This window comes from Sphingomonas nostoxanthinifaciens, assembly GCF_019930585.1.
Taxonomy (GTDB): domain Bacteria; phylum Pseudomonadota; class Alphaproteobacteria; order Sphingomonadales; family Sphingomonadaceae; genus Sphingomonas_I; species Sphingomonas_I nostoxanthinifaciens.
In genome coordinates, this window is the sequence record NZ_CP082839.1 from 3,628,550 (window position 1) to 3,646,851 (window position 18,302).

Here is an 18,302-nt window from a genome sequence, read left to right on the forward strand (position 1 = left end):
CTTCCGGCTTCGGACTCGAAGATAAGTGACGAGGCGACTTCGAGCAGCGCCCTGCTGCGCGCCCTCCGTTTCCCCGAGATTGCACCGGTGGGTGGGTACGGTCCGGGCTGATCCGGATCTCGTGCCGGAGTTTTGCCACGGAGCCGGCATGTGACGCTCTCCGCCCGCCTCAATCGCGACCGACCGCACGTGCTGCAGACTGATCGACGCGCGCGTCGGCATATCTGATCGAGCCCAACGCGATCCCATAGCGCGTTCGACGGCTGTGTTCTTGATCGCGTTGACCTTGGCGTCCATGGTGAGCGCGAGCAGCTCGCGCCATGTCGGGATCAGGAACGGGGTCAATTGTGTCGCACACGCCATCCCGGAGGAAGGCCATCCGGGCTGCTCTGGAGCTGAAACTGCGGAGAGCGAAGGGGGCGCGGCTGCAAGAGTTTTTCGCCGAACTGATGATCGCGGTTCACGGCGACAGGTTTCAGCCGATAGGAACGGATTACTCCCGTGGTGATCTCCAATGCGACGGGCTTTTGCAGCCACCGCTGACGATTTACGCCTGCTACGGCCCGGTCAATGCCGGTGCCAACGCTACCGAAGCGGCGATGAAGACCGCGGTTGCCAAGGTTGGCACCGACTTCGCTGGCGCGCTCGAGAACTGGCCTAATCTCGAGGCTTGGAAATTCGTTCACAACTACGTCGAGCAACCGCCGGCCCAGATCGTTCAGAAGATCCTGGAGCTGCGGGACCGGCACAAGCCCATCGCCATCGAACTCTTCGGAAAGGAGCAGTTCGAGAGTGCGCTCCTGTCACTCGATGCCGAAGCGATCGATGCCCTCGTAGGCGACGCGGCGACCGATGAGGACTTCCGCGCGCTCCAGCCGACGATCGTGCTCTCCGTCGTCGACGTCATTATGGCCGCTGTCGTTCAGCGTCATGACCTGGAGGATGCGCCTGCCGAAGTTCCGCAGCAGAAGCTGCATTTCAACGGTCTTTCCGCACACTCACAGGACCGCGTCATTAGGGGCATGCAGAATGCTGTTCGCGTGGCCAAGCTGATGCAGGATCACCAGGACCCGTTGCTCGAGGGCAATCTCGCCGGCGCTTTCAATGCGAAATATCTCGACTTCAAGGCCCAGGGCCTCAATCCTGACGACATCCTCTTTCATCTCTATGATTTCGCAGCGGGCGTGGGAAAGCCGTCCGCAGCGCTCGATGTCTCGGTATGGAGCCTGCTCGCCTACCTGTTCGAGAAGTGCATGATCTTCGAGGATAAGCCGGTAGCGACGAGAGCTGCATGATCCTTCCGGGCAAGAACCTCCAGTCCGACCGAGCTCTCCTCACGATAGGCGGCGAGATCCTCGCCGTCCTCGATCGGGAGAGTTCCGTGTCCACGATCTGGGACGCCGTGCGGGCGCGTAGATCGAAGCGCGAGGACGCGTCCCCGTTGCCGTTCGACTGGTTCGTGTTGGCCTTGTCGCTGCTGTACGCGATTCAGGCGATCGAACCGCAAGGTGACCTTCTCCGCCGACAGACTATCGCGTGATCCGCTCTATCAGCAGCACGCTGCCGACCTTTAAGTCGCTTGGCTTTCGCTCCGGACTCAACATCATTCTGGCCGACGTCGCGGAGACCTCGACCGATCGCCACACTCGAAACTCGGCCGGCAAGACCAGTCTCGTCGAGATCATTCACTTTCTGCTCGGAAGCGACGCCGGGAAGACGTCGTTGTTCAAGCATGAGGCGCTGATCGACCACACATTCACGGTCGAGCTCCTTCTCGGTGACCGATGGATTAGGGCCTCCCGCTCGGGTGCTCGCGACGACGAGATCGTCCTGTCATCTGCGGACGCGGACGCGCTTGGCTTCGCATCGGCACCGGATTTGTTCGGGTCCAGCGACGAGTTGACCAGCATTCCGCTGGATGCCTGGAAGGAAATCCTTGGCGGTCGATGGTTCGCGCTCCCCGCTGGCAGGTCCGGAACCGATTTCGCCGGCAAGGGCGCACCGAGCTTCCGGCAACTCGTCGGCTACTTCGCACGGCGCCGCAAGGTTGGCGGACTCAACGCGATCGAGAAGAACGGCAGCGATCAGCAGCCCGCCAGCTGGCAGGTTTCCATCTCGTATCTGCTCGGACTAGACTGGCGCGTCGCCCGGAAGTTTCAGGACATGCGCGATCGCAGGAAGGCGATCAGCGTGCTGAGCAAGGCGATCAATGACGGCGACCTCGGAGAGATCTTCGGAACGACCGCCGAGATAAGGCCCGAGCTGGCGAGGGCCGAGGAGCAGATTGAAAAACTGCGCTCACAGGTGGACAGCTTCCAAGTCCACGATAGCTACCGGGATCTGGCCAGTCAGGCCGCGGCGTTGAAGGACAGTGCGACAGAACTCACCTTCGCGCTCGCGGAAGCCGACTCTGCTGTCGAATACATAACCAAGGCGCTCGATCAGGAGACGCCTCCCGCCTATGCAGACGTCGAACGCCTCTACGCCGCAGCCGGCGTCGAGCTCCCGGACGTCGCGCTCCGCCGCTTCGATGAGGTGAAGGCATTCCAGGCGTCGGTCGCCACCAATCGTCGCCTCTATCTGCAGCAGCAGATCGACGAGGTCTTCGCGGAACGCGATCGTCTCCGCGAGGAACTCGAGATTGCGACGGGCAAGCGGACTGAAATCCTGCGCGCGCTCGACGGCAAGGGCGCCTTCGAGGATCTCATTCGCCTCCGCGAGCAGTTCGGTGAACTCGTCAGCCGTGCCGAGACACTACGCAGCAAGCTCAAGCACGCCGCGGCGCTCGAGAACAACAAGGCGCTGCTGAAGGTGGAGGCTGCGGATCTCGAGTTGATGCTCCGCCATAGCCACGAGGAGGCGGAGGACAGCATCAAGCGGGCCACTGTGCTCGTCGATCACGCGATCACGACGCTGTATGACGACCGCACGGGCAATCTCATCGTCGAGGCAACACGCTCCGGTCCTAAGTTCCGCATGGATATCCAGGGTGGCGGCAACAAGGGCGGCATCGACATGATGAAGCTGTTCTGCTTTGACACCGCACTCTTGCGGATCGCCTTCGACCGGTTCGCGCCAGGGCCGCGGATGCTCGTGCACGACAGCCATCTATTCGACGGGGTGGATTCGCGGCAAGTCGCGCAGGCACTCGTCTATGGCATGGAGATCGCTGGAGAGGTGGGCGGGCAGTACATCGTCGCGCTCAACAGCGATGAGTTCGATAAGGCCGAACTCGCGAGCGACGTCGATCTCAAGCCATTCGTCAATCCGGTCAAGCTGACCGACGACGAAACGGGAGGACTGTTCGGTTTCCGCTTCGACCTGGAATAGACCGCAAGCGCATCCGATGGGAAGGTTCGCGGTGGCAAACGGCGAACGCTGCACGCTATGCCCGCCGCTCGACTTACGTATACGATTGGCTGTCGGCGATGCCCCCGGTCGCCAACGACTGGCTCGACCGCTCGGCGCAGCTGACGTTCCGGTTCGCGCTCGACGCCATCGTCAAGGAACGGCGGTGGTTCGGCGACGACTTCCTCTACGGCTGCCATGCCATTGGCGAAGGCGACCTGTTTCCGACGAGCGAACTGGCCAGGCGCGTCGATCTCTCGCCCGGTCTGCCAGTCGTCGCGACGGCTGTGGAAGGCACGTCCGACGGCACATGAGCTGTCCTCGGTCGGCTACGGCTGAAGCTCGTCCATGTCGAAGTCGCGCAATCCGATGTCGCTGCTGCCGTTAAGCATGTCGCCGGCGAGTGCGCGCTTCCGTTCGAGAAGCTCGTCGAGCTTGACGTCGAAGGTCTTGAAGTCCTCCGCCGAAACGGTCGGGTAGTAGACGAACACGTCCTTGGTCTGGCCAATCCGGTATGCCCGGTCGGTGGCCTGGTCCTCCTTCGCGGGGTTCCACGTCCGCGTGAAGTGGATCACGTGGTTCGCCGCCTGCATGTTGACGCCGAAGCCGACCGCTACGGGCGAGAGAACGATGATGCCGAAGCCCGGCTGCTCCTGGAACTTCCTGATCCGCTTCTGGCGGCTGTCGATGCTGCTCGCAACCGCAGACGTGTCGCCGTTGATGATGTCCGGCGTGATCCCAAACGCCTCGCGGACGTAGTGCCGGATGAGACGCTGGATGGCCTTGAACTCGCAGAAGACGATGGCCTTCTCCTGAAGGTCGCGGATCGATCCCAGTTCCTCGATGAGCCAGTCGAGCTTCGGGGACCGGCTCCGGTAGGTGTCGATCGGATCGAACGTCTCGATCGCGCCGTTGCCGCTCGGCTCCGAGCATAGGAGCCGTAACCGGTGGAGCAGGGCTAGGTGTCCCGCGGACGCCGCCTGCTTGCGGAAGCGTTCTATGGCACCGACGTAGAGGCCTCGCTGGAAGCCGCTCATGGGCAGGTTCCGGCTCGCGCCGTCGACGATCTTGTCCTTCAGGTCCGTGGCCACGTCGACCTTCATCCTGCGGAGCAGCTGCGGTGCTATGATGCCCCGCAGTTCCTCGATCTTGGCGCGATCCTCCTCTCCCTCCGCCTCGATGGGTCGCCGGTAGCTCGAACCGAACTCGTTCAGCGCACCCAGGAGTCCGGGCTGCACGAAGTCGAACAGGCACCAGAGATCGACGAGACTGTTCTCGACCGGCGTTCCCGTGCAGGCGATGCGGAACGCGGCCTTCTGCTTCTTCGCAGCCTTGGTCATCGCGGCGTTCGGATTCTTGATCTTCTGGGCCTCGTCGCAGACCATCACGGACCAGCGCTCGCGCGCGAACGAGAACTCGAGATCCCGCAGCGTCTCGTATGTGGTTAGGACGACGTCGGCATCGCCCCGCCAATCCGGTCTGAGGAAGCGGACGAGCCCTTCGCGCCGGAGCTGCTCGTCGACGGCCGACTTGTCGACGCGCAGCTCGGACAGCCCGTCTCCATAGGCGGTGAGGATTCGGAGCGTCCCCGGCTCCAGGAACTTGTCGGCCTCCTCGCGCCAGTTCTCCAGCAGCGAGAGCGGCGCGATCACCAGGGCCGGCGGCGTCGTCGGATCCTCTTCGCGCGCCCGCGAGATCAGACACAGTATCTGGAGCGTCTTGCCGAGCCCCATGTCGTCGGCGAGGAGTGCGCCTCGGCACTGGTCTGGTGCGAGGGCCAGCAGATGCTGCATCCATGCGAGGCCTTCGAGCTGATGCTCCTTGAGCGACACCTCGGGGCGCAGCGCCGACGGGAGACGCGCGGATGCGGGAGGCGTGGCCAGTGCCGCGAGCCGCTCCTCGCGGTAGTCGATCTGATCTATGTTGCCCTTCAGGATCAGCGTGGGCCGCTTGCCCCGCTTGGCGGACGTTGGCGGCTTGAACGTACCGGCGGAGGCCTCCCTTCTCGCATTGGCGAAGGCGGAGACGATGGCCAGAGCCTCGCCCAAAGGGATGTCGCTCGGGCAGCCGGTCAGGGGGACCGTGTCGGAACCGCGCTCGCGCGCGATGTCGACGCCGGTGCGCAGCTCCTCGGACAGTTCATCGGTGAGCGGCATCACCACGGGTTCGTTCGAGGCGGGGTCCGTCCAGCCGATCATCGGCACCAGGTTCTTGGGGAACCAGCCTTCTCCTTCCTTCCGCTTCGCGAAGTGTGGGGAATAGAAGGCCTTGTCGTGGCCGATACCGTCGACTCGATCCGAGTAGCCGGCGAGGTCGTATATCTCGCCGTATGTGATCAGACCTTCGCTGCGCTGACCGAGCGCGCGAAGCAGCGCCTCGCAGTGCAGGCGACTGTCGCCGTCGAGCTCGAATTCGTAGTCGTCCCACGCGCAGAGCTGCAGGTTCCGATCGAGATGCGAGAGGACGCGGTCGGTGAACTCCCGGACATCGTCCTCGTCCAGCGCGAGCGCGCGCGTCTCGGGCGCGTCGCCAGTTCCCGAGGTTATCAGGAGGCCGAGCGTGCCCGGGCCATGGGTCTCCGGCGTCATCGCCGCGAAGCGATCGAAGACGATGCCGGCCTGTTCCTTCGCCGCCTCGAACTGGTCGGCGTCGATTACGCGCGCGGCGTCCGGACCGATCGCCGCCGTCGGATTGAGCAGGAACGCTTCGGCCCGTTTGCCTGCGAGGCGTCTGCCCGGCATGCGCTTGATCTCGCGGAGCACGGTCCCGACCTCGGGGGCGATCATGACCTGGATGACGCCTTCGGGTGTCGTCAGGTCGTACCGCTCCCGCACCGACGCGGACTTGTCGTAGGCTTCCAGCCAGTGGGTCGGAGCGCCTTCGAACCAGGGTTCGACCTCGACGAGCCGCTGGTCGCCCGATCGCCGCAGCGCAAGCTGCAGCTTGTCCGGCGTCAGCACGACCGTGCGGTAGAGGAAGTCGTCGAGCATCGCGCCGGCGGCGAGTGCCGACTGCCTGATCTCGCCCCAGCTCCGGCGCTGCGCTGCCTCGTTCCTGGCGTCTTCCCCGCGACGCGCGAAGTTTCGGACCCGCTCCACGAGATCCCACACGGGCGGCGCGAGGAGATGCGCCGTTCCGCCCAACTCGAGTGCGCCGTGGTTCAGTCGGGCGCCGGGGATCGACTTCCGTTCGCCATCGACCCAGCCGTCTATCGCAACGGCGAAGCCCTCGTCGGTCAGCGAGCCCCGGCTCGCCAGCCTGGGCGTGGCCGCGATCGTCCCTGGAAGTCCCAGGATCGCCATCTCGCGGGCCGCCTCCGGATCATCGAGCATCACGTAGAGCTGCGGCCAGCGGATCAGATGGCCGTCGGTACCGTGCTCGGCCAGGCCCTCGTCCGTCAGTTGGTCCAGGAGTGCCGTCGCCGCTGCGGCCGCGGGAGCGGACGTGGCCGCGGCGCGGAAGGCCAGCCCGTCGTCGGTGACGGCGGCACAGATCGGCTCGGCCGGCCGATCCGTCGGATCCTTCGGTGGTCGTCGTCCCCAGATCATGCCTTCAAGTACCAGGCGCCCCGGCGTTCGGACCAGACGAAGCCGCGTCGGATGAGTTCGGCGGACGCAGGGCCATTGCCGGGCGCGTACGCCCAGAGGGTGCCGCCCTTGTCCCGAGAGTCCAGGGTCTTGATGCCGCTGCGCGCCAGGAAGGCGACATGGTCGGCCGGCGGAGCCTGCGTGGATCGAGCCTCGGGCACCCGCCATTCGGTAGGCTTCATACGCGGAATGGCGACCGGGGAAGCCGGGCTCCGACCAGCTTGTTCGGTCGGACGACCCGCTCCGAGTTCGGCCATCCGGCGCTCGATCTTGCGCTCCCACCTCTCTTCGGCACTGTCGGTGTGCACCATCCTCGCCACGTGGGAAGGATGCTTCAGCGCGGTGCGGTTGCCCGCGACCGACGCCCGGCGGAGGTCGAACGGGAGCGAGCCCGCGTCGAAAGCGAACATCGCGTTGCCCTTCTCGCCGAACTCGACGACGACATGTCCTCCGATCCGCATGATGAAGGCGTTGTTTCGGCCACCGCTCTCCAGGCGCAGCAGGCGGCCCTTCATCGACTGGCGCAGCGATCGGAAGTCCGGGCGGTTGTCCGAATAGGCCGCATCCCCGAGCGCGAAGTGCATGTCGCTGATGCGGTCGACGTAGCGCTTCCAGAAGTTGATCCGGCGCTGATCGTTGATGCCGTCCTCGGAGAGGAGGCCGAAGAAGTCCTCAATGAGCCTGAACTTCAGCCACGACGAAACCATCTGCCGGGTCTCCGCCTCGACGAGGGTCCAGCGGGTGTCGTTGCGTTCGAGCCACGGATTGCCCCAGCGGGCCACGGACGCGTCCCGCAGGTCGGGCTCGATCTCGGTGGAGGCGCAGCCTGCGTACCGATCGAGAATACGCGCCAACGCGTCGTCCGCCAGGAGGGGGTGCTCTTCGATCAGCGTCAGCACCCGCGACATCAAGCTCCTGAGCCGGCGGTCATCGAACGCGACGGCGGCCTCGATCTGCGCCTCGAATATCCGCCGCCCGATCCATGAAGAGTCGCCTGCGGAAAGCTCCCGCCGGAGAGGCTCGATCACCCCTGCCCCGTCCTCGAGCAATTCGGCTCCGTACCGGTCGCACGGGCGCTCTCCGAGGATGTTCGCGTGTTCGTCGATGACCTGGAGCCAATCGGGCGAGCGGCCTGATCTCTCGAGCTCGGGCAGGTTGTCGTTGAGGTAGGTGCGAAGCAGCGTCCAGTTCCGCCGGCCCACCTCGGGTCCGGCGTCCGGGTCGTAGCCGATGTATCCGTCGAGGAGCCCGCGCCAGCATCTGCGGTAGGGCCGGCGCATCGCCCGGAAGCCGTCCACCTCGTCGATCAGCGGCTCGAACTGGTCGCCGTCCTCGATCAGCGGTGGCTGGCCGCTGTTGCGCACGGTGGTGCCCCAGCAGACCAGGCGGGCCGACCTCACGTCAGCCAGCCGTCCGGTCCGCCGGTATTCCGCGATGGCCTCGCGGACGCGGTCAGGGGGTGCTCCGACGCCCGCCCCGGTCCCCCCGAGGATCGCACGCAGCGATCTGATCTCGGCGGCCAGAGACGTGAGATCGGCGGACGGCACGTTCCGCAGGGCGGCCTCGCCGGCGGCCCGCATGCGCTCGCCGAGACGGATCGCTCGGGGCGTCAGAGCGCGCACGCGCCGAACTCGCCGTCGAATGAGGAGGCCGTGGTTTTCGCCGGCTCCTCGGCACCGTAGAACTCGAGGCGCAGCTCGATGCGCCGGCTCGCGTCGAGCGATTCCTTCGCGGAGTTCGACGAATAGCCACCGACCAGGAACAGCCGCCGGATCTCCTCCAGCTCGGACCGCTGCATGGGACGCTCGTCCGCGGCGGGTGGTCCCATGAGGGCGCAGAGCACGCGTTGGCTGCGCTCGAGGCTCAGATTGAGATTGTAGAGGTAGCTCCCCCGCCGATCGGTGAAGCCCTCGACCACGATGCGCTTGAGCCATCGCTGTCCGCCCTTGTCCTGGGCGATCGCGAGGACCTCGGGGACGAAGGATCTCAGGAGGCGCTCCTGATCCGGTCGCAGGGTGAAGCTCGACGTGTCGAAGCGCGCCCGCTCGCCGAAATCTATGACCGCCCGCTCGTGGTCGACGTGGACGCCCTGCTCCCTGCGGGCGGCCTGCTCGATCCGGTCAAGCAGCCTGTCGATCTCCTCCTGCCTCGCCGCCTCGAGCTTCTCGCGCTGCGTGATGGTCTTGGTGACCGCGAGAAGGGCAACGCTCATCACCAGCAGGAACAGGACCATGAGCGCCGTCATCAGGTCGGCGAACGAGATCCAGAAGGGCTTCTCGCCCTCCTCGCGTCCGCGGTGCGAGTTGTGTATCCGCTGACCGAACATCTAGGTCAGGCGGCCTGCCGCGAGCCCGCCGGGAGCGCGAATTCGAGTTCCTGGATGGCCTCCTTCAGGAGACCGGTGGCCTGGGTGAGCTCGCTGTGGAAATGCCGGTTCGCCTCGACCACCGTCGAGCGCATGCCGTCGGCGAACTTCTCGTGCGAGGACCCGATGACCTCCACAACCTCGTCGAGGAATTCGTCGGCCTCGGCCTGCGCCGCCGCCAGCTTCTGGGCGGCGCCTTCGATCCGGGAGAGGACGTCCGCCGTCAGCGACGCCTCGCGACTTGCGGACTCCACCGTACTGCGGAGGCTGTCGACCATGGCGGCCACCGCGTCGCGCGCGGTGCGGTGGTCCGAGACGACCGAATCAAGGCTGCGTGCGGCGCCGGCGACGCTGCCGGCCGCCTCGGAGAGCCCGGAGGTGACCGTGGCGATCCGGCCTAAACCCTCCGCCGCCTCCCGGCCCGAGGTCTCGAAGCGCGTTGCCGCCGCGAGAAGCGTGTCCGCCCCGCCGTTGAGGCGGGTGAAGGCGTTGCGGGTGCTCTCCTCGACCTTCGCGACCATCTCCTTCACCGCGCCCAGCAGATCGCCGACGTTGGTCGCCATCTCGCCGACCGTCTCCCGCATGTGGCCGACCTGGCCGGCGGCCGCCTGGGCGCGCTGTTCGTCGACTTCTGCCTGTGCTCGCGACCGGTCGGCCGCCTGGCTCTCGATCGCCTGGACGGCGTCGCCCATCTTCTGAGCGAGCTCCGCGAGCATCTCCTGGACCCGGCTCTGGGTCTCCGTCTGCAGGTGACCCGTCGTCGACCGGATCTCGCCGAAGACGGTGCGCAGCTCGTCGCTGATCGCCGCCTGCCTGGTCTCCACGGCCTCGACCGCCTCGAGGAGCTTCGCGGACATCGTGTCGGTCGCCCGCGTGCCGGCCGCCTCGACGTTCGTCGTGAGGTCCTGCAGCCTGGCGACCGCCGTCTGCATGGCGTCGATGGTGCGCTGCTGCATGTCGCCGATACCGGAGAGTTGGCTGCCGAAGAGGTTCTCCAGTCGCTCGCTGAAGCTCGCAAGCACGTCGGTCAGGAGCTTGGTGACGGCCGACGACTGGTCCTGGCTCACCTGTCCGACCGCGCCGGCGATCTGGTCCAGCGGCGTCTTGAGCGCGTCGGTGAGCGCCCCCGCGATCACAGTCCCGAGGTCGGCGGAACGCTGGTTCGTGGCCTGGATCTGCTTGTCGGCCAGATCGGTGAGGATCTCCTTCAGATCCGAGACGAGCGCGTCCTTGAGGATCCGGGTCTGGCTGGCGGATTCCTCGGAGGAGTTGACGAGCCGCGCGAGATACTCCTCGCCCGCTCCGGCCTCGAAGACGGCGTCGATCTCGTGGGCCAGCCGGGTGACCTTCCGGTAGAGGCTGTTCAGCCTGTACTTCTCCAGCACCGTCGTCAGCATCGCCAGCATGATGGCGAGCGCGGAAACGGCGAAGGCCTCGCTCACGCCATGGAGCAGCGCCGAGAGGCTGTTCCGGACCACGACCGAATCCTCGGAGATCTGGAAGGAGCGCAGACCCAGCAGCAGGCCCGAGAACGTGCCGATGATGCCGATGCCGGTGAAGATGCCCGGCAGGTGCTTGAAGAACTCGGCGTGCACCCGGCCGTCGACGACGGAGTGCGGGGAGAAGTAGGCTTCGGCGGGAACCGTCGATCGGATCGCGACCTCGACCATCTCGCCGGAGGCGGCATCGATCGCCTTCTGGACGTGGAGGGTCTCGCGGAACTCGCTCCAGATCGCGGCGATCTCCCTGTCGTCCTCGAAGCAGCTTCCGAGTTGTCGCTCGCCGGCGAGGCGCGCGGCGTCCAGTTTCCGGATCATGCCGTCAAGCGTGATGTCCAGAGCGCGCGCCGGGAGGAAGAAGTAGCGTCCGAACGAATACAGGCACGCGAACAGCAGTAGCGCCACCAGCGCCGGAATCACCGGAAACTCGGATACCGTCATCTCTTCATCCCCATGGCGCCATCTTGAGCGGCGTCGAGCCCGACCCCCCGATCGGATCCGGGACATGCTGCAATATTGGCGCAGACTGGTCCACGAATAACGTCTTCCGTTCTGGACGGTTAGTTTTCGGTGTGCAGTTCTATCGCACTGGAAATCCAGCGCGCTTTGCTACAGCATCCCTGCAGGGGGTGCAGATGCACGAGACGGAAGGCTGGCTGGCGCGAGTCGCCAGGCGGTTCGGCGAGATGATGGGAGGCGCGCGCGAGGAGGTGCTCGACCGCGGCGAACCGGGCGCGGCCGCCTTCGAGGCGCCGGCGGTGCCGGATCGGAGCGGCTCCGGCGGCCTGCCGCCGGGCGTGCGCCTGGACGATAACGGACGCTACGTCGTCGGAAGCTATTCCTTCTCCACCGTCGAGCAGGCGGTCAGCTATGCGGCGAGGCTGGCGCGCCCCGCATCGCCGCCGCCTCCCACGATCCGACCCGAACAGCGCGTCGCGTCGTCGCGGCCGCCGGCCCGAACCGCGGTGCAGCGGGAGGCGCCTCGCTGGGTGGGGAAGCCCACGCTGCTGACGATCGGGGGGAATGCGATCGAGGCCGACCTGGTCTACTTCGGGACGCCTCTGCGCCACGAGCCGCGGCACGACCAGAGCCGCATCGATCCCAGCTTGCCGGTTGATCCTCGCGGCGACCCTTTCGGCACCACGCTCAACTACTGGCCTTCCTACGCGGGGATGGATCCCCGGGCGCGCTGGACGTATCTCGACTGGCTCGCCGGCGGCCGGACCGGTGCCTCCACGCCGATCGGCTACGTCTTCGTTTTCTTCTACGGACTCGAGCAGCGGCTGCTGGTCGATGATGCCCGCGACGACGCGGAAGCCATCTTCACCGAAGTCCGGCGCCTCATGGCGCTCTATGGCGACAACTACTCCTTCAGGAGCTACGCTTCACGCCTCCTCGCCCTCAGCTGCCTGTACGAAGCCGACGTGGACACGCCGCCCACGCTGGCCTGCGCCCAGAACTACGACGTCGAGATGCCGCTGGATCTCAGGGTCAGGCTCGGCCGGCGCCTGCGGGACGGCAGGTCCTTCGATGCGGACGATTCGCTCCGGTGGGTCCTCTCGCTTCCGGACGTGTTCCTCAGGACGCCCGGCCAGCGATGTTTCGACGAGCTGCTTTCGCTTTGGCGCGTGCGCTTCTCGAGCCGCCATCCGGACGGCCTCGCCGTGAGAAGGCCGAAGAAGGTCATACATCACGTCTACCGAGCCGCCAGCGGGACGTTCACCTGCAACGTCTCGGTCGAGGAGCTGCCCGACATCTCCGGTACGACGGCACCGCTCCCGCTCCTGCGCGCCCTGCTCGACCCCTGCATGGAGGACCTCTCGCCGTACAGCAGGCTGCTGGGTCGCGATCCGGAGGCGCGCAACCGTCTGCGGGGCGACCTGCTGCTGCCGGTCGAGCTGCGCGCGGGGCGGCAGTCCCTTGTCGACTGCAGGGCGTCGCTGGAATCGCTGATGCTCGCGGAGGGTCCGGCCGGAGTCCGCGCCTGCGAGCTTGCGCGCGCGCTCGACGTCGACGTCGAAGCCGGATCGGAGAAGCTGGCCGCGACTACCGTGCGCATGATGATGAGCGCCCTAGACGCTCTCGACTACGGCTGCGAACCCGACCGCCGATACGGGCCGGCGCCGACTCTCCGGGCCGACAACCGGGTGAGCCTCTTCGGCTTCGCGGCCGGCGCTCCCGTCGAGCACGAGCGGGACTCCTATGCGGCTGCGCGCGGAATGGTGGAGGTCGCGATGCTCGCGGCGATGTCGGACGGCGAGGTAGTCGCGGCCGAGGTTGACGCGATCGACCGGCGACTCCGCGCGATCCCGGACCTTTCCGAGGGCGAGACGGCGCGCCTCATGGCCTACGGGCGCGCACTCGCCGCCGATCCCCCGAAGGTCAGGGCTGCGCTCAAGAAGCTGGCGGACGTACCGCCGGCGCGGCGTTCGGCACTCGCGGCTTCGGCGGTCGAGGCGGTGCTGGCCGACGGGCGTGTGCATCCCGACGAGGTCAGGTTCCTAGAAGCGCTCCACGCCGCACTCGATGTGCCGGCGGCGGCGCTGTATTCGGCGATCCATCGCGGCGCCGACGACGTCGGACCGGTGACCGTCGTCGAAGGACGACCCGAAGACATCGTCCCGATCCCGGCCGAGGCGGTCACCGCCAAGGTGGTCGCCATCGACGCGGCGCGGCTCGAGCGCATCCGGGGGGAGACGAGCAAGGTCTCCGCGCTGCTCGCGAGCATATTCGTGGAGGACGAGCCGGAGCCGTCCACGCCTGCTCCGGCGCCGAAGCAGGACGCGACGAGCGCGTTCGAAGGGCTCGATGGACCACATTCCAAACTTCTGAAGAGGCTGCTGTCGGGTCCCCTCACGAGATCCGAATTCGAGACGGCGGCGGCGGGTATGCGCCTGATGCCCGACGGCGCGATCGAGACGCTCAACGAGTGGGGCTTCGACCACTTCGGCGAGGCGATCGTGGAGGACGACGAGGAGACGCGGATCGTGCCCGAGATGGTCGGTCAGATAGAACCCATGGGAGTAGCGGCTTGAGCACCATTCGCCGGAAGGATCGGGATCTCATCGTGCAGGCGCTGTCGGCCGGCGTCGTGCCCCGCGTCGGGTTGCGGCATATCCAGGTCGGACGATCGCGCGAGGTCGAGGCGCTGGTCCGCGACATCGACCGCATCGCGGATGCGGGCTCCGCGGTCCGCTTCGTGATCGGCGAGTACGGCGCGGGCAAGACCTTCTTCCTGAACCTGGTCCGCCTCATCGCTCTCGAGCGCAAGTGCGTCACCGTCCATGCCGATCTCGCGCCCGATCGCCGGATACACGCGACGGCCGGCCAGGCCCGCGGGCTCTACGCCGAGGCCGTCAGGAACATGGCGATTCGCACCAAGCCGGAGGGCGGCGCGCTGCAGAGCGTCGTCGAGCGCTTCGTCACCGAGTGCGTGCGGGAAGCCGAGGATGCCGGGAGCCCCGTCGAACGCATGATAGACCGGCGGCTGGCGCCGCTGCTGGAGATGCTCGGCGGGCACGACTTCGCGACCGTCCTCAAGACCTATTGGCGGGCGCACGAGGACGGTGACGACGGCCTGAAGGCGGCGGCGCTGCGCTGGCTGAGGGCGGAGTATCCGACGAAGACCGAGGCCCGGCAGGCTCTTCCCGTGCGCAGCATCATCGACGACGCGGACGTCTACGACACGTTCAAGCTGCTTTCCGGCTTCGTCCGCGTCGCCGGATACGCCGGGTTGCTGGTCGTGTTCGACGAGATGGTCAATCTCTACAAGCTGCAGAGCTCGCAGGCGCGGAACCAGAACTACGAGCAGATCCTGCGGATCCTGAACGATGTGCTCCAGGGCAACGTTGAGGGTCTCGGCTTCGTCTTCGGTGGCACGCCCGAATTCCTGCTCGACAGCCGCAGGGGCCTGTACAGCTACCAGGCCCTCCAATCGCGACTGGCCGAGAATAGCTTCGCCACCGACGGCCGCATCGACCTGAGCGGTCCCGTGCTTCGGCTCCAGAGCCTGTCGCCCGAGGATCTCCTCATCCTCCTGTCCAACATCCGGGCCGTCTTCGCGCTCGACGATCCCGCTGGCTTCCTCGTGCCGGACGAGGCGCTCACGGCGTTCATGGACCACTGCAACCGGAGGATCGGCGAGGCATACTTCCGGACGCCCCGCAACACCATCAAGGCCTTCGTCCAGTTCCTTTCGGTCCTCGAGCAAAATCCGGGTACGGACTGGCGCGAGCTGCTCGGCGGCGTCGCTCCGGAGCCCGAGGAGCCGGAGGAGGTCGAGGCGGACGACGAGCTTGTCGACCTCCGCATCTGACCTGTCCTCCTTCGACCGCCTCCATCCCGAGATCCGTCGCTGGGTCCGCGAGCAGGAATGGACCGGACTGCGCGAGATACAGGACGTCGCGATACGGACGATCCTCGGCACAGGTGCGGACGTCATCATCATGGCCGGCACGGCGTCCGGCAAGACGGAGGCCGCCTTCCTGCCGCTTCTCACTAAGGCAGCGGCGCTCGATGGGCCCGGGCTACGCATCCTCTATGTGAGCCCGTTGAAGGCGCTCATCAACGACCAGTTCCGTCGTCTTGAGACCTTGTGCGAGCGCATGGAGCTGCCGCTGACCCGTTGGCACGGGGATGCGCCGCAAGGTCCGAAGAAGCGGTTGCTGCGCTCGCCCGCCGGGGTGGCGCTCATCACGCCCGAGTCGATCGAGGCGCTGCTCCTGCGGCGTCCGGCCGACGCCGCCAGACTGTTCCAGGGCGTCCGCGCCATCGTCGTCGACGAGCTCCACGCCTTCCTCCAGGGGCCGCGCGGACTGCATCTCGCATCGCTGCTGCGACGGCTGGACCAGATCGCCGACGTGAGAGCGAGACGCGTGGGTCTCTCGGCGACGCTGGGCGATGCCGACATGGCGAGCGCTTGGCTCCACAAGCCGAATCCGCAGTCGGTCGAGGTGCTTCGCGCGGCGAACACGGGGCCCGGCATCAAGCTCCAGATCCGCGGCTACGAGGAGCCTCCGGAATCCGACGGGGTGGACGACCTTGCGGAGGACGGCGCTCAGGACGCGCTCAGCCGGATATCGGACCATCTGTTCTCCACGCTGCGAGGCACCAACAACCTTGTCTTCGGCGGATCGAGGCGCACGGTCGAGGCGCTAGCCGATCGACTGCGCCAGCGGTCCGAGCGCGATGGCGTGCCCGAGGAGTTCTTTCCCCATCACGGCAGTCTCTCGAAGGAGCTGAGGGAGACGCTCGAGACGCGCCTGAAAGACGGGAAGCTGCCGACAACAGCCGTCGCGACGACGACGTTGGAACTGGGGATCGACCTCGGAAGCGTGAAGTCGGTGGCCCAGGTGGGCGCTCCACGTTCGCTGGCAGGGCTGCGCCAGCGACTTGGAAGAAGCGGTCGGCGCGGGGAGCCCGCCATCCTGCGCGTGTACCTGAGGGAGAAGCACCTGGCGGCGGACGCCGACCCGCTCGACCGGTTGCGGCTGGAGACGGTCCGCGCCGTCGCATGCGTTAGGTTACTACAGCGGAACTGGGTCGAGCCCGCGGTCGAGGACGCGTCGCTGGCGACCGTGGCGCTCCATCAGACGCTCTCCCTGATAGCCTCGGCCGGTGGGGTCCGGCCAGCGGCGGCGCACCGCCTGCTCTTCGGACGCGACAGCTACCTCGAGGTGCAACCGGCCGATTACGCCGACCTGCTGCGTGGTGCCGGTCGGAAGGGGATCGATCTGCTGGAGCAGTCGCCGCAGGGGTTGCTCATGCTGGGCTCCGCGGGCGAGCAGCTCGTCCAGGGCCGCGACTTTTACGCGGTCTTCTCGACGGATGACGAGTGGCGCCTCGTGTCCGGCGGAAGGACGCTGGGCACGGTGCCGCTCACGAACGTGCTGGGCGTGGGATCGCTCGTCGGGTTCGCAGGGCGGAGGTGGCGGGTGGAGGCCGTCGACGATCGTGCCAAGGTGCTCGAGGTCGTTCCGCACCGTTCGGGCCGGCTACCGCGTTTCGACCGGCCCTCGAACGAGCCTCTCCACGATGTGCTGTCAATGACCATGCGTGAGGTCCTGGCGGATCGCGACGAGCCCACGTACCTCGACGCCGCCGCGAAGAAGTTCCTCGCGCAGGGTCGTGCATCGTTCGACGAACTCGGACTTTCCTCCGGCAGCTTGGTGCGATCCGGGAATGACACGCACCTTCTCACATGGCGGGGGACCGTGGTGAACGGGCTGCTCGCGATCCTGCTCATGAGCGCCGGTCTCGAGGCAGAGGTGCATGATGTCGGCGTGACGGCCGTCGGTACGTCGCCCGCCGACCTGCAAGCCCTGCTCTCGACCTTGGACGGGTGTCCTCCGATCGACGACCTCGCGGATTTCGTCGTCGGGCTGCGTACGGCCAAGCTCGACGAGTTCATCGACGAGGATCTGCTGCGTCGGATGTGGAGTCGTAGAAGCGAACGCCACTTGGAAACGGTCGCTGGCATCATCGCTGAGCTTTGCGAAAACCGGGCACTTGACGGAAATGTGTCCGTATAGCGAGAGCGGTGGTTCTTACCCGCGGGCTTACGATCGACAACGCACCTTCGGAATCCCATGGTTGAACGAAGGGCCGCTAAGTCAGATTAGAGCTTCAAAGCGGCCATTCCGCTAACCTGAAGAGTTTCGGATGCCGGCAGGCGTACGAAAGTCGTGGAGGCCCGAACCCGCGGGCTGCAAGCGCTGCGCTATGGGGTCGTCTAATCGCTTTGAGGTCAACCCGCTTCGTATCTGATGTCGAGCTGCGCAACGATGTCGTCTCTGCCGGGGCAAGGTCGTCTTCGCGGTCGGGACTTGCCGCCGCATCATGGGTTTCGCGGAACGGATCTTCCTATGTTTTCGCCGCAATGAGCCCGGAGACTCCTGCACTCCCATAGTCGGAATGATCCAGCCCACGTCCCGGCAGGGACATCTCGGCGCATCTGAACGAGATGCGAACGGGTCAGATGGTCAAAGGGTCACTGGTCGGCTCAGGCTGGGTTGCTGGCAAGGCGCTCGAAGCACTGGCCGCTCTTGAGCATGCTGTGCATGATGACGGCAAGCTTCCTTGCGACCGCGATCGCCGCGCGCTTGAACCCAAGCTTCTCGCGCAGCACCATCCCCCAGGTTCGGAGCGTGCTGTCGGCGGCGACACGCGTCAGGATCGTTGTTGCCGCCTCGTAAAGAAGCGCTCGTAGATGCGCATCGCCGCGGCGGGAGATATGGCCTCCATAGTCTACTTCGCCCGACTGGTAGCGCCGGGTGGTCAATCCAAGCCATGCGCCGACCTGTCAATCGGCTCGGGAAGTTGACCCCGTATCGGCGTGCAACTTTGACCCCCTTTTCTGATGGGCAGCCGGGTTGTCCCGGTAGTCCACAGGAGGGCCCCACGGCCGGCGCCGCGCGCCGCCACGAGCGCAGGCGGTGACGGCCGTGGGAGGTGCCTGTGGACCCACCGGGTCAACCCGGGGGATGGGGGTCCGGGGGAAGGGTT

At 66.4% G+C, this 18,302-nt stretch carries 11 protein-coding genes and 1 pseudogene; 7 read left to right on the forward strand and 5 right to left on the reverse strand.

Going from position 1 to position 18,302, the window contains the following annotated elements:
* The first annotated feature begins 347 nt into the window (after nt 1–347).
* From K8P63_RS17175 to K8P63_RS17190, 4 genes are all read left to right on the forward strand, one after another.
* Entirely contained in the window at nt 348–1,295 is a 948-nt protein-coding gene (locus K8P63_RS17175) for an ABC-three component system protein (protein ID WP_223797221.1), read from the forward strand.
* Nucleotides 1,292–1,540 (forward strand): ABC-three component system middle component 6, encoded by a 249-nt coding sequence (locus K8P63_RS17180; RefSeq protein WP_223797222.1) that lies wholly within the window; start codon nt 1,292–1,294, stop codon nt 1,538–1,540. Before K8P63_RS17175 ends, K8P63_RS17180 begins: the two co-directional genes overlap by 4 nt.
* Nucleotides 1,537–3,330, forward strand: coding sequence for an ABC-three component system protein (locus K8P63_RS17185; RefSeq protein ID WP_223797223.1), 1,794 nt, complete (start codon nt 1,537–1,539; stop codon nt 3,328–3,330). The genes K8P63_RS17180 and K8P63_RS17185 overlap by 4 nt, the downstream gene beginning before the upstream one ends.
* A gap of 98 nt (nt 3,331–3,428) precedes the next feature.
* A complete protein-coding gene (locus K8P63_RS17190; protein WP_223797224.1) occupies nt 3,429–3,662 on the forward strand; it encodes a hypothetical protein in 234 nt (77 codons plus the stop codon).
* 15 nt (nt 3,663–3,677) lie between these two features.
* On the opposite strand, the gene K8P63_RS17195 is transcribed toward K8P63_RS17190, so the two are convergent.
* From K8P63_RS17195 to zorA, 4 genes are read right to left on the reverse strand one after another with little or no spacing between them, the layout of a single operon-like run.
* Nucleotides 3,678–6,896 (reverse strand): DEAD/DEAH box helicase, encoded by a 3,219-nt coding sequence (locus K8P63_RS17195; RefSeq protein ID WP_223797225.1) that lies wholly within the window; start codon nt 6,894–6,896, stop codon nt 3,678–3,680.
* Nucleotides 6,893–8,557: an EH signature domain-containing protein gene (locus K8P63_RS17200; protein WP_223797226.1), complete on the reverse strand. Its 1,665-nt coding sequence runs from the start codon at nt 8,555–8,557 to the stop codon at nt 6,893–6,895. Before K8P63_RS17200 ends, K8P63_RS17195 begins: the two co-directional genes overlap by 4 nt.
* A complete protein-coding gene (locus K8P63_RS17205; RefSeq protein WP_223797227.1) occupies nt 8,545–9,261 on the reverse strand; it encodes an OmpA/MotB family protein in 717 nt (238 codons plus the stop codon). Before K8P63_RS17205 ends, K8P63_RS17200 begins: the two co-directional genes overlap by 13 nt.
* 5 nt (nt 9,262–9,266) lie before the next feature.
* A complete protein-coding gene (gene zorA, locus K8P63_RS17210; RefSeq protein WP_223797228.1) occupies nt 9,267–11,240 on the reverse strand; it encodes an anti-phage ZorAB system protein ZorA in 1,974 nt (657 codons plus the stop codon).
* Nucleotides 11,241–11,434: 194 nt separating this feature from the next.
* Here zorA and K8P63_RS17215 point away from each other — a divergent pair, with 194 nt between their 5' ends.
* From K8P63_RS17215 to K8P63_RS17225, 3 genes are read left to right on the forward strand one after another with little or no spacing between them, the layout of a single operon-like run.
* The gene (locus K8P63_RS17215) at nt 11,435–13,834 is read left to right on the forward strand and encodes a tellurite resistance TerB family protein (protein WP_223797229.1); all 2,400 of its coding nucleotides are present in this window, start codon (nt 11,435–11,437) and stop codon (nt 13,832–13,834) included.
* Nucleotides 13,831–15,114 (forward strand): ATP-binding protein, encoded by a 1,284-nt coding sequence (locus K8P63_RS17220; RefSeq protein WP_223797230.1) that lies wholly within the window; start codon nt 13,831–13,833, stop codon nt 15,112–15,114. Before K8P63_RS17215 ends, K8P63_RS17220 begins: the two co-directional genes overlap by 4 nt.
* Complete coding sequence (locus tag K8P63_RS17225; protein WP_223797231.1) at nt 15,095–17,329, forward strand: DEAD/DEAH box helicase; 2,235 nt, start codon at nt 15,095–15,097, stop codon at nt 17,327–17,329. The genes K8P63_RS17220 and K8P63_RS17225 overlap by 20 nt, the downstream gene beginning before the upstream one ends.
* A 470-nt stretch (nt 17,330–17,799) precedes the next feature.
* Here K8P63_RS17225 and K8P63_RS17230 read toward each other — a convergent pair.
* Nucleotides 17,800–18,096, reverse strand: a pseudogene (locus tag K8P63_RS17230) (transposase); the annotation flags it as partial.
* Between the last annotated feature and the right edge of the window lie 206 nt (nt 18,097–18,302).

Coding starts and splice junctions, on each gene's coding strand:
- K8P63_RS17190 (WP_223797224.1), top strand. CDS start 3,429: ATGCCCCCGGTCGCCAACGACTGGCTCGACCGCTCGGCGCAGCTGACG.
- K8P63_RS17180 (WP_223797222.1), top strand. CDS start 1,292: ATGATCCTTCCGGGCAAGAACCTCCAGTCCGACCGAGCTCTCCTCACG.
- zorA (WP_223797228.1), bottom strand. CDS start 11,240: ATGACGGTATCCGAGTTTCCGGTGATTCCGGCGCTGGTGGCGCTACTG.
- K8P63_RS17205 (WP_223797227.1), bottom strand. CDS start 9,261: ATGTTCGGTCAGCGGATACACAACTCGCACCGCGGACGCGAGGAGGGC.
- K8P63_RS17195 (WP_223797225.1), bottom strand. CDS start 6,896: ATGATCTGGGGACGACGACCACCGAAGGATCCGACGGATCGGCCGGCC.
- K8P63_RS17215 (WP_223797229.1), top strand. CDS start 11,435: ATGCACGAGACGGAAGGCTGGCTGGCGCGAGTCGCCAGGCGGTTCGGC.